The organism is Chromobacterium sinusclupearum (assembly GCF_002902845.1).
GTDB classification, from domain to species: domain Bacteria; phylum Pseudomonadota; class Gammaproteobacteria; order Burkholderiales; family Chromobacteriaceae; genus Chromobacterium; species Chromobacterium sinusclupearum.
The window spans coordinates 1-10,231 of sequence record NZ_PPTF01000054.1 but is presented as its reverse complement, the minus strand read 5'-3'; the positions used below and the strand labels follow the sequence as shown (position 1 = coordinate 10,231).

The window sequence follows — 10,231 nt, the reverse complement described above, 5'->3', positions numbered from 1 at the left end:
GGGCCTGCTGGCCCGGCTGCTGTTGCGGGAAGCGCGACTGGGCGCCGGTGGCGGCGGGGTGCTTGCCCTGGCGCGACTGGCCCTGGCTGCGGCCGGCGTTATCGCGCGGCTGGGAGGTTTCACGGCCCTTTACACGCGAAACCGGCTGGCGCGCGTGGGTACGTTGTCCTTTTGTAGACATGTGTTTGCTCTTTCCATGTGAGCAACTGGCGGAAACTTATTCCGCGACTGGCTCTAAATTGTCCGCCTCATCGTCGAGGGGGAGGTCGTCTGCGCCCGCATCGGGGCGGTGGTCCTGCGTTTGAACGTCCGGCACCACCAAGCTGCCCAACTCCGCCAGCGGCGGCAGGTCGTTCAGCGAGACAAAGCTCAGATCGTCCAGAAATTTGCGTGTCGTAGCGTACAGGCCGGGACGGCCCGGTACGTCTTTGTGCCCGATGACTTCGATCCAGCCGCGCTCCAGCAGGGTCTGCATCACGTTGGTTGAGACCGATACGCCTCGTATCGCCTCGATATCGCCACGGGTCACAGGTTGTTTGTAGGCGATGATCGCCAAGGTTTCCATCACCGCGCGCGAATAGCGCGGCGGCTTTTCCGGATTCAGCCGGTTCAAATACGGCGTGAATTCGGCTCGGGCTCTGAAGCGCCAGCCGGATGCCAGCTTGACCAGTTCAATGCCGCGCCCGCGCCAGTCTCCCTGGATATCTTCCAGAATATCGTTGATCAGCGCAGCCTTGACGTCTTCGGTGAACAGCTTTTTCAACTGGGAAACCGACAAAGGCTCCTGGGCCGTCAGCAAAGCCGTTTCCAGCACGATCTTCAGATATTTTAAATCGGTAATGGTGGACATTAAACCGGGGTGCCGGGGAAGTCAGGGGTTTTCAAAGCGCGGGAAGCCGTGGATTCTACACGAGTTTCGCGACAAGCGAAACTACGCAAACAAACCGCCTATCGGCGTCAGGCTGTAGCGCTTCAGCACCGTGCCATCGGTTTGCCGCACATCCTCCAGCAATTGCCCGCCGCAGGTTTCCACGGTGCGCACCGCGGCGGGATTGGCGGCGTCGCACACCACCACCCAGTTGCCGCATTCCGGCTGCTCGGCGATGGCCTGCACATATTGCAGCAGCACGCGGCCGTAACCGTTGCCGCGCCACTTTGGCAAGACCTCAAACCCGATATGGCCGATCTTTTCCTGGATCATGTGGGTTTCGCCATGCCGCAGCCGCGCCGCGCCGGCGATCTCGCCTTCGGGCGTCAGCAGAAACCAGGTCTGGCAAGGCACCCACCCCGCCGGCATCTCCTCTCCATCGGCATGCCGCACCAACTTGCGCAGCCAAGCATCCGCATCATCCGCCAGATCGCGGTAGTAATCGAAATCGAGCTCGCGGCAAGCCTGGAAGTATTGGCGATACGCGGAAAGATGTTTTTCGCTGGCGGCTTCGATTCTCATTGCATGCTCCCGGCTCCGATACTCCCATCGTAAACGTCCAGCAGGCGAGGTCAAGGCTTTTGCGCATGACTTCGCCGGCTATGCGACAATTCCACCCTGTATCGCAGCGAGTCACATCATGAGTCACACCCCGCAAGCCATTCTGCTGATGGGCCCCACCGCCTCCGGCAAAACCGGCCTGGCGCTGGAGCTGGCGCGTCGTTTTCCCGCCGAGATCATCAGCGTCGATTCCGCGCTGGTCTACCGCGACATGGACATCGGCAGCGCCAAGCCGACGGCCGCAGAAATGGCGGCCTGTCCGCACCACCTGGTCGACATCATCAGCCCTTTGCAAAGCTATTCGGCGGCGCAGTTCCATGCCGACGCCAACCGGCTGATCGCCGATATCCAGTCTCGCGGCAAGCTGCCGCTGCTGGTCGGCGGCACCATGCTGTATTACAAGGCGCTGCTGGAAGGCCTGTCCGACCTGCCGCAAGCCGATGCCGCGCTGCGCGCCGAGCTGGATGCCGAAGCCGCCCGGCTGGGCTGGCCCGCCATGCATGCGCAGCTGGCGGCGCTGGACCCAGCCACCGCCGCCCGCCTCAACCCCAACGACTCGCAGCGCATCCATCGCGCGCTGGAGGTTTGCCTGCTCAGCGGCCAGCCCATGTCCGAGTTGATTGCCCAGGGCAAGGAGGCGGCCGCCAGCTTCCGCTTCCTGCCGCTGGCACTGGTGCCGCGCGAACGCAGCTGGCTGCACGCGCGTATCGCCCAGCGCTTCCATCTCATGCTGGAGCAGGGCTTTCTGGATGAAGTCAGCCGGCTGCGCGCCAGCTACCCGGAACTGACGCTGGACTTGCCTTCCATGCGCTGCGTCGGCTATCGCCAGGCCTGGGAGCATCAGGATGGCCTATATGGCTACGACGACTTCATCGAACGCGGCATCGCCGCCACCCGCCAGCTGGCCAAACGCCAGCTGACCTGGACGCGCAGCCTGGAGGTGATTCCGGTGGACGCGCAGCAGGATGGTTTGGCCGATCTGCTGTCCACCGCCGTGGAAGACTTCCTGGCCGGGCGCCCCGCAGCGGACGCTTTGCCTTACAACGGGGATTTCTGAATGAAAGACGGCAGCGCCAAGCTGCCGTCTTTGATCGTCGATCAAGTCTATCTGGGGCTGACGCTCATGCGCAGGGTATGGGTCCAGTCATGATCGCTGGCCGATACCACATTGTCGTACAAGGCGTAAGTCATCCCCTCCCCCGGCCACGGATTCATCATGTAGACGTAATTGCCGCTGCTGCCGCTCTGGTAGCCGCGGCCTACGATGAAATGGCCGCCGCCGCTGGTCCAACCATAACGGATCACAAAGGGCCGGCTGGCCTGGATGTCCTGCTGCACATGCGTCCAGGACAGATAGTCGTAGACCGTGTAGTTGGACACGCCCCAGTTGGTCAGGATGTCCTGCAGGCTGCCTCCGCCGCCGAACATATTATTGGGACTGTTGGCGTCGCTGTTCCAGTTGAAGTTGCTGTTGCCGCAAGCGTAGTTGATGCCGAATGCCCAGTTGACGATGGCGCACTGGCTCGGCGTCTGCTTGTACCAGGCCAGCACCGCCTTGCTGGAGCCGGCCCAGCACCATTGGCTATGCTCCTGCACCGTCAACGGCACGCCCAGCACCTTGCTGTCTGCCTGCGCGGCAACGGCGCCGGCCAGCATGGCCGCCGCCAGAATGGTCTTGCCCAGATGCATGTTCATCATGATGGCCTCCCCTCAGCGCCAGCTGGAAAGATTGCTGCGCACCGCGGCGCGCAGCGGTTCGAGCAACTGCGCGCCGTCCAGCAGGACAGCGCCGCCATCGGCCTGGCGTTGCAGTTGCAGCGACGCATTGGCTGAAGTCAGCGCGGCGAAGCGCGGCTTGCCGCCGGCCGGCGTCACCTCCAGAAAGTCCGATTGCGCCTGGTATACCCGCAGGAAACGGGTGGCAGCCTGGCCGCCATCGCCATAAGCCGCGCGCAACGACTCCAGATCCTTAGCCAGCCCGGCCGCGCCATAGGACACCGCTTGCCAACGGCCCGCCACCTTCTCCACCGTCACCAGGCCAACCGGCCGCTGTTGCTGATACACGGTGAAGCGCCAGGCGCCGGTGGGCGCCATTTGGCGGCTGAGATCGGCATCGTTCGCCAACAGTTGTTGCGGCGTCACGCTGTATACCGGAAAACCGGCACCGACGCGCAAAGACGCCAGCGCGCGGCCATCCGCCACATCCAGCGGAAAGCCCTCCGGCAGACGATTGCCGAACGCCTGCCCATTCTGCCTGACGAAAGCGGCCAGGCCTTGCCTGGCCGCCGCCGCGGCGCCGGTTTGCTGCTCGGCCAGTTGCGCGGCGGATAAGGACGCCGCATGGGCCGGCGCGATGCCGCCGACGAGAACGGCCAGTCCCAGCCAGGCCGCCATGATCACGGATTTCGACTGCATATTTCGACTCCCCAGAGTTGGAACGCGTTTGCAGTTCAACACCCGCCCATGAAATACCATGAGCATACCGATAGTCATAGCAGCAGAAATTGCGCGTCCCAATCCGTGGAAAAACATACATCTCATTGATTTATTTTGAAAAATATCGACAATTCAGTCGCTTGATGCATGGTATTAAAGTGGTCTGTCAGAACAAACCTGCCCGTAAGGTCAGCATCGGAACTGTCGCCAAGCTCATATTGCCCCAGGCCTGAGAAGGGGACTGATACGCGTCGCAGCGCGTTGGATTATCGGATTGGCCGCACAGCGCCCGCTGTCCGTCATCGACTGATGGCAAACACGCAAAACAAAGCCCCGCGTTTGACCGCGGGGCATTTGCATCAAGCCGCACTCAATGCTGCGGCAGCGGCTGCAAACGCCGCAGCCACAAAGCCACCGCCAACAGCAGCAACAAACCGCCAGCCAGCACCGCGGCCACGCCATGCCAGCCGCCGCGCCCCCACATCAGGCCGGACAGCGAGCCATACACGCTGGACCCGAGGTAATAGCAACTCAGATACAGGGCCGCAGCCAATCCCTTGGCCTCCCTTGCCCGCAGCCCTATCCAGCTGCTGGCCACAGAATGGCCGGCGAAGAAGCCGAAAGTGAACAAGGCGATGCCGGGCACCATCAGCCATAAGGTATCGGCCAAGGTCAGCGCCAGGCCAGCCAGCATCATCGCCACCATCAGCCACAACACATTGCGGCGACCCAGCCTGTCGGCCAGCCGGCCCACCCAGGCCGACGACCAGATGCCCACCACATACAACGAGAACACCAGCGCCAGCATGCTCTGGCTCAGGTGAAACGGCGCGGCAAGCAGGCGGAAGCCAAGGTAGTTGTAGAGGCTGACAAAACACCCCATGAGCAGGAAAGCCGTCAGGAACAGCCAGGGCAGCCCGCCATCTCGCAGAATCGCCTTCCCCTCCCGCCGCATGCGGGTGAAATCATGCTCGCGCGGCTGGAAATGGCGCGACGGAGGCAACCAGCGCCAGAACAGCCAGGCGCCCACTCCGCCTAACAAGGCCAAAGCCAGCACCGCGCCGCGCCAGCCGAAATGATCGGCCAGCACCGATGCCAGAAACCGGCCGCACATGCCGCCCAGCGCGTTGCCGGCGATATACAGCCCCATGGAGTGGCCCAGCGACTTGCCATCGACCTCCTCGCTCAGATACGCCATCGCCACCGCCGGCAAGCCGGCCAAGGCAATGCCAAACAAGGCGCGCAGCCAGATGAACTGCCCAAAACTGCCGACAAAGACCGACAGCAGCATCAATAGCGCGCCCAGCGCCAGCGCGCCATTCATCAAGGCGCGGCGGCCGAAACGGTCCGACAGCAGGCTGGCCGGGATCAGGCTCAACGCCAGCGTGCCGGTGGACATCGACACCACGCCGCTGGCGGCGGCAGGCGTCAGGCCAAAATCGTGCGCAAACACCGGCATCAAGGGTTGGGTGCAGTACAGCATGGCGAAAGTGCAGAAACCGCCGACAAACATGGCGCGGGACGTGGCGCGAAACGCCGGGCTGCCAGCATGCAGCTTGCCGACAGGCGATGCGGCAGCGGCGGTAAGCGATGGGGACAAGACAGTAGCGGAAAGGGGGGTGGACACAGCGACAATCTCATGAAACTGACGACACCGTCAGCTTAGGCTTGGCCATTACAGCAGTCCAATATATATTTAACCAATCATTGATACTTATAAAATATCAATTATGGAACTGCGACATCTGCGCTATTTCCTGGCGGTAGCCGAGGAACTGCACTTCACGCGCGCCGCCGAACGCCTGCACATCGGCCAGCCGCCGCTGAGCCAGCAAATCCAGGCGCTGGAAGCGGAGCTCGGCGTGGCCTTGTTCCGCCGCCACCAGCGCAAAGTGGAGCTGACCGCCGCCGGCCGCCAGTTTCTCCCCCGCGCGCGGCAGATCCTGGCCGACAGCGCCGCCGCCATGGCCGCGGCCCGCCGCGCGGCCGATGGCGAAATCGGCGAGCTGCGCATCGGCTTCACCTCCTCGCTGCCGCTTACTCCCATCTTGCACCACAGCCTGCAGCACTACCGCGCGGCATACCCAAACGTCAGGCTGACGCTGCGCGAAATGTTCACCGCCGGCCAGTTCGACGCGCTGGAACGCGGCCAGCTGGACCTGGGCTTCGTCCGCTTCAACGGCCCCGCGCCCAGCGCGCGGATTCAAGTCAGGGAATTGCACCGCGACCGCCTGCTGGCCGTGCTGCCGCGCGCGCACCCGCTGGCGCAAGCCGGCAGCGTGGCGCTGGCCGAACTGGCGCGCGAGCCATTGATCGGCTATCCGCAGGAATCCGGCGCCGGCCTGCGCGACGTGATCCTGCAACTGGCGCGGCAAAATGGTTTGGAATTGAACGTGGTGCAAGAGGCGGGCGAGGCGATCACCCAGATCGGGCTGGTGGCGGCAGGCGTCGGCATCGCCATCCTGCCCTCCCCGCTGGAGTGCGTGCAGCTGCCGGCGGTGCGCTACGTGCCGCTGTCCGACCACGACGCCTATCTGGCGATAGGCATCGCCATCCGCCGCGACGAAGATTCGCCGCTGGTGGCCAATTTTTTGGCCGGAGTGGGGACTGAAAACTAGCCCCTGCGCAAAAACTGCTGATGCCAGCGCGTGCGCGCGGCGCGCGCTTCGCTGAACAATTGATTGAGACTGGCCGCGTCGCCCTGCTCCAGCAAGGCTGACAAGCGCTCCAGGCTGGCGCGGTAGTTCGCCAGCTCGGCCAACAAGGCGTCGCGGTTGGCCAGGCTGATGTCGGTCCACATTTCCGGATGGCTGCCGGCGATGCGGGTGAAATCGCGAAAACCGGTGGCGGCGAAGTCGAAGCAGCGTTCGGCGTCGGCCTTGGCCGCCACCTGATCGACATAGGCGAAGGCCAGCAAATGCGGCAGGTGGCTGACGCTGGCGAACACCGCGTCGTGCTCGGCGGCGCTCATGGCGTGGATTTCCGCGCCGCAGGCGCGCCACAGCTCCGCCACCACGGCCACCGCCTCCGCCCGCGTTTCGTCCAGCGGCGTCAGCACCACGCGGCGGTTCTCGTACAAGCCATACTGCGCGGCGGCGGCGCCGGACAGGTCCGACCCAGCGATCGGGTGCGCCGGCACGCACCAGGGCAGATGCTGCGGCAGATGCTCGCGGTACAGCGCCACTACGTCGCTCTTGGTGCTGCCGCCGTCTGTGACGATGGCGCCCGGCCGCAGCCCCGGCGCCAGCGCCCGCATCAGCGCGCCCATCTGCCCCACCGGCGCGGCCAACAGCACCATGTCGGCGCGATGCGCCACGCTGGCGATATCCTGCGTCACCTCGTCGGCCACGCCCAGCGCCAGCGCGTTCTCCAGATTGGCCTGCGTGCGGCCCACGCCGATGACCCGACGCACCCGGCCGGCGCGCTTGAGCGCCAGCGCGAACGAGCCGCCGATCAGGCCGACGCCCGCCACCACCAGCGTGTCTATCTGCTGCTGCACCTGCATCCCCTTTGTTCTGCCGCCACCCCCGCGGCGCGAAGGTCTATCATAAGCGATTTTCCCGATCAGGCCAGTCTGGAGACCGACATGACCGTCACGCTGTATTGCTATTTCAAAGTCGAAACCGATGCCGAGGCCCAGCTGCAAAGGCTGCGCGCGCTGCAGGGCGAACTGGCCGCCGCCGGCTGGACGGGCGAACTGCTGCGGCGCTGCGACGACGAAACGACCTGGATGGAGGTGTATGCCGGCATCGATGACCGGGATGCCTTCCGCGGCGTCTGGCAGGCCGCGCGCCAGCGTCACAACTTGGTCATGCCGGCACATGAGGAATGGTTCCGGCCGCTGTAGGCAAGAAAAAGGCCGGGCAAACGCCCGGCCGAAAGAAACACGATTTACGAGAGAAACCGAAACTCAATGCCCGGCTTGCGCCATGGCGACTCGGTCATGGCAAACAATATACCGAACGCGGCCGCCTCCACCAAATCACTTGTTCTGCTTTGCAAATCACCGTTAACCGTTTTGCATGGCAGGTTCAGCCCGCAGCGTCAACCGCTCCACCCACAGCGCGATCACGCCGTCGCCCGCCACATTGCAGGCAGTGCCGAAGCTATCCTGCGCCAGATACAACGCGATCATCAGTGCCAGCGCGGCCTCGGGAAAACCCAGCACGCTGGACAGGATGCCCAGCGCCGCCATCACGCCGCCGCCGGGCGCGCCCGGCGCCGCCACCATGGTCACGCCCAACAGCAAAATGAATGGCAGCATGACATCCCAACCCGGCAGCGCAAGGCCCTCCGTCATCAGCATCACCGCCGTGGCGCAGCTGACCAGAGTGATGGTGGAGCCGCACAGGTGGATGGTGGCGCACAAGGGCATCACGAAGTTCACTACCGGCGAGGCCACCTTCATATTGCCGGCCGAGCGCAGCGCCACCGGAATGGTGGCGGCGGACGACATGGTGCCCAGCGCGGTGAAGTAGGCCGGCAGCATGGCGCGCAGCAGCGAGAGCGGATTGCGCCCCAGCAACAGGCCGCTGACGCCGTACAGCAGCGTCAGCCACAGCGCGTGCAGGCCGATGGCCAACAGCAGCACTACGGCAAAGGTCTGCAAGGTGGCGAAAGCCGTGCCGGCGGCAGCCATGTCCGCGAATACGCAGGCGATATAAGCCGGCAGCAGCGGCACCAGCACGCGGGCCAACACCTTCTCGACGATGTCCTTGCCCTGCTCCGCCAGCTCATGCAGGCGCGTCGCGCCGGTGGCGGAAATGCCCAGCCCGAAGACAAAGGCCAGGGTCAGCGCCGTCATCACATCGAACAAGGGCTTGATCTCCAGCTTGAATAGCAGCGCGATGGCGCTGGCCGCAACCGGCGCCTGGGCCGCCTCGCCTACCCACTGCGGCAACACTGTCGACGCGGCGCCGAAGGCCAGCGCGCCGGACAGCACGGTGGAGCCATAGGCCAGGCCGACGGTCCAGCCCAGCATGCGGCCGGAGCCGCTCTCCAGCGACGCGATGCCGTGCATGATGTAGAACACGATGATCAGCGGAATCATGAAACCGATGAATTGGCCGAACAGGCCCTTGAAGGTCAGCAGCAAGGATTGCGCCGGGTCCGGCGCGTACAGGCCGAGCAACATGCCCAGCGCCATGCCGGCCAGCAATTTCAGAATCAATTTCAAAACACGACCTCTTTGTCCGTTGTATCAGCCCGTATCCGCCGCGCGCAGGCAAAGCATCCCCGCTCCGGTTCGGCCGGATGGCATGCGATGAGGGGAGACCCGCCGAGACGGCAGGCGGAACGCGGCGCCGGTTTGTCCCTCCGGCGCCAGGCTTCAGGCTTGTTGTAACAAGGCTTGCCGCAATGCTTGCAGCAAAGGGGAAGGCGTCCAGACGCGCTCGCCCAAGCGGGCCAGCGGCCAGATGCCCATCAGGCTATTGGAGAGAAAGGCCGCGTCAGCGTCAATCAAATCGGCGGCGAAAAGTCGCTTTTCTATAAATTCAAGTCCGAAATCAGCAACATTGTCGGTCAACCAATCTCGCACCGCGCCGTTCACGCCGTTGCGATCCAGCCGGGGCGTCAGCAGCTGCCGCCCGCGCAGCAGGTAGACATTGCTCATGGTGCCTTCGACTAGCCAGCCGTCCTGATCCAGCAACAGCCCTTCCTGAATGGCCGGGTCGTCCCATTCGGAGCGGGCCAGCACGCTCTCCAGCCGGTTCAGGTGCTTGATGCCGGCCAGAGCGGGCTGGATGGACAGGCGCAGCTCGCACCAGCGCGCTGTCACGCCCTGCTCGCCATATTCCTGCGGGTAACCCTGCCATGGCGAAACCGACACGATGCGCGTGGACGCCGCAGCAACCGGCATCGCATAGCCGCGCGCGCCCGCGCCGCGCGTCAGCACGATCTTGGCCACCGCCAACTCGTGCTGGCGCCCCAGCGCCATCAGCTCGTCGAGCAGCAACTGCTCGTCCGGCGCTTCCAGCCGCAGCCGCGCCGCGTCGTGGGCCAGCCGCGCGTACTGCCACCGCCACATCCATGGCCGGCCGCGGCGCAGCTGCAGGGTGCGGAACACGCCGTCGCCGTAATTGAAGCCGCGATCCAAGGCGGAGACCATTTCGCCCGGCAGGCCGTTGATGAGGATGGCCATCAAGCCTGCTACACGCCCAGCGCTCTGAGCAGGCCGCGCGCCTTGTGGCGGGTTTCCATCAGCTCGCGCTCGGGATCGGAGTCGGCCACGATGCCGCCGCCGGCGCGGAAGCGCAGCTGGCTGCCCTCCTGCATGAAGGTGCGGATCAGGATGTTGAAGTCCAT

The 10,231-nt window shown here is 64.5% G+C and carries 12 protein-coding genes and 1 pseudogene; 3 read left to right on the top strand and 10 right to left on the bottom strand.

The features are described from left to right. The 3 genes and pseudogenes from C2134_RS11590 to C2134_RS11580 form a co-directional block, all read right to left on the bottom strand. Positions 1–181: pseudogene (locus C2134_RS11590) on the bottom strand (23S rRNA pseudouridylate synthase B); the annotation flags it as partial. A 36-nt stretch (positions 182–217) separates the two neighbouring features. After that, a complete protein-coding gene (gene scpB, locus C2134_RS11585; RefSeq protein ID WP_103320201.1) occupies positions 218–850 on the bottom strand; it encodes an SMC-Scp complex subunit ScpB in 633 nt (210 codons plus the stop codon). Positions 851–931: 81 nt separating this feature from the next. Then, the gene (locus tag C2134_RS11580; protein ID WP_103320199.1) at positions 932–1,450 is read right to left on the bottom strand and encodes a GNAT family N-acetyltransferase; all 519 of its coding nucleotides are present in this window, start codon (positions 1,448–1,450) and stop codon (positions 932–934) included. Positions 1,451–1,568: 118 nt separating this feature from the next. Between C2134_RS11580 and miaA the strand changes: the two genes are divergently transcribed. Continuing rightward, positions 1,569–2,546, top strand: a complete 978-nt coding sequence (gene miaA, locus C2134_RS11575) for a tRNA (adenosine(37)-N6)-dimethylallyltransferase MiaA (protein ID WP_103320197.1) — start codon at positions 1,569–1,571, stop codon at positions 2,544–2,546. A 47-nt stretch (positions 2,547–2,593) separates the two neighbouring features. Here miaA and C2134_RS11570 read toward each other — a convergent pair whose 3' ends face one another. From C2134_RS11570 to C2134_RS11560, 3 genes are all read right to left on the bottom strand, one after another. Further along, on the bottom strand, positions 2,594–3,187 hold the full coding sequence (locus C2134_RS11570) for a C39 family peptidase (RefSeq protein WP_233164229.1): 594 nt from the start codon (positions 3,185–3,187) through the stop codon (positions 2,594–2,596). A 12-nt stretch (positions 3,188–3,199) separates the two neighbouring features. Then, positions 3,200–3,904 carry a hypothetical protein gene (locus C2134_RS11565; protein WP_103320195.1) on the bottom strand — a complete coding sequence of 235 codons (705 nt, stop codon included), beginning with the start codon at positions 3,902–3,904 and terminating at the stop codon, positions 3,200–3,202. 391 nt (positions 3,905–4,295) lie between these two features. Continuing rightward, positions 4,296–5,552, bottom strand: a complete 1,257-nt coding sequence (locus tag C2134_RS11560) for an MFS transporter (protein ID WP_233196424.1) — start codon at positions 5,550–5,552, stop codon at positions 4,296–4,298. A 103-nt stretch (positions 5,553–5,655) separates the two neighbouring features. On the opposite strand from C2134_RS11560, the gene C2134_RS11555 reads away from it, so the two are divergent. Continuing rightward, positions 5,656–6,543, top strand: coding sequence for a LysR family transcriptional regulator (locus C2134_RS11555; RefSeq protein ID WP_103320192.1), 888 nt, complete (start codon positions 5,656–5,658; stop codon positions 6,541–6,543). On the opposite strand, the gene C2134_RS11550 is transcribed toward C2134_RS11555, so the two are convergent. Continuing rightward, positions 6,540–7,430 (bottom strand): prephenate dehydrogenase, encoded by an 891-nt coding sequence (locus tag C2134_RS11550; protein ID WP_199179927.1) that lies wholly within the window; start codon positions 7,428–7,430, stop codon positions 6,540–6,542. The two genes, C2134_RS11555 and C2134_RS11550, sit on opposite strands and share 4 nt — an antisense overlap. Before the next feature lie 81 nt (positions 7,431–7,511). Between C2134_RS11550 and C2134_RS11545 the strand changes: the two genes are divergently transcribed. Then, positions 7,512–7,772: a DUF4936 family protein gene (locus C2134_RS11545; protein WP_103320190.1), complete on the top strand. Its 261-nt coding sequence runs from the start codon at positions 7,512–7,514 to the stop codon at positions 7,770–7,772. A 162-nt stretch (positions 7,773–7,934) separates the two neighbouring features. Here the strand turns inward: C2134_RS11545 and C2134_RS11540 are convergent, their stop codons facing one another. From C2134_RS11540 to C2134_RS11530, 3 genes are all read right to left on the bottom strand, one after another. Then, on the bottom strand, positions 7,935–9,101 hold the full coding sequence (locus C2134_RS11540; protein WP_103320188.1) for a dicarboxylate/amino acid:cation symporter: 1,167 nt from the start codon (positions 9,099–9,101) through the stop codon (positions 7,935–7,937). A gap of 153 nt (positions 9,102–9,254) precedes the next feature. Continuing rightward, on the bottom strand, positions 9,255–10,067 hold the full coding sequence (gene pabC / locus C2134_RS11535; protein ID WP_103320187.1) for an aminodeoxychorismate lyase: 813 nt from the start codon (positions 10,065–10,067) through the stop codon (positions 9,255–9,257). 8 nt (positions 10,068–10,075) lie between these two features. Next, the gene (locus C2134_RS11530; RefSeq protein ID WP_199179926.1) at positions 10,076–10,231 is read right to left on the bottom strand and encodes a chorismate-binding protein; all 156 of its coding nucleotides are present in this window, start codon (positions 10,229–10,231) and stop codon (positions 10,076–10,078) included.

Excerpts from the sequence above, each read along its gene's own strand:
- pabC (WP_103320187.1), bottom strand. The coding sequence starts at position 10,067 with ATGGCCATCCTCATCAACGGCCTGCCGGGCGAAATGGTCTCCGCCTTG.
- miaA (WP_103320197.1), top strand. The coding sequence starts at position 1,569 with ATGAGTCACACCCCGCAAGCCATTCTGCTGATGGGCCCCACCGCCTCC.
- scpB (WP_103320201.1), bottom strand. The coding sequence starts at position 850 with ATGTCCACCATTACCGATTTAAAATATCTGAAGATCGTGCTGGAAACG.
- C2134_RS11570 (WP_233164229.1), bottom strand. The coding sequence starts at position 3,187 with ATGATGAACATGCATCTGGGCAAGACCATTCTGGCGGCGGCCATGCTG.
- C2134_RS11545 (WP_103320190.1), top strand. The coding sequence starts at position 7,512 with ATGACCGTCACGCTGTATTGCTATTTCAAAGTCGAAACCGATGCCGAG.
- C2134_RS11530 (WP_199179926.1), bottom strand. The coding sequence starts at position 10,231 with ATGGACTTCAACATCCTGATCCGCACCTTCATGCAGGAGGGCAGCCAG.
- C2134_RS11550 (WP_199179927.1), bottom strand. The coding sequence starts at position 7,430 with ATGCAGGTGCAGCAGCAGATAGACACGCTGGTGGTGGCGGGCGTCGGC.
- C2134_RS11555 (WP_103320192.1), top strand. The coding sequence starts at position 5,656 with ATGGAACTGCGACATCTGCGCTATTTCCTGGCGGTAGCCGAGGAACTG.
- C2134_RS11580 (WP_103320199.1), bottom strand. The coding sequence starts at position 1,450 with ATGAGAATCGAAGCCGCCAGCGAAAAACATCTTTCCGCGTATCGCCAA.
- C2134_RS11565 (WP_103320195.1), bottom strand. The coding sequence starts at position 3,904 with ATGCAGTCGAAATCCGTGATCATGGCGGCCTGGCTGGGACTGGCCGTT.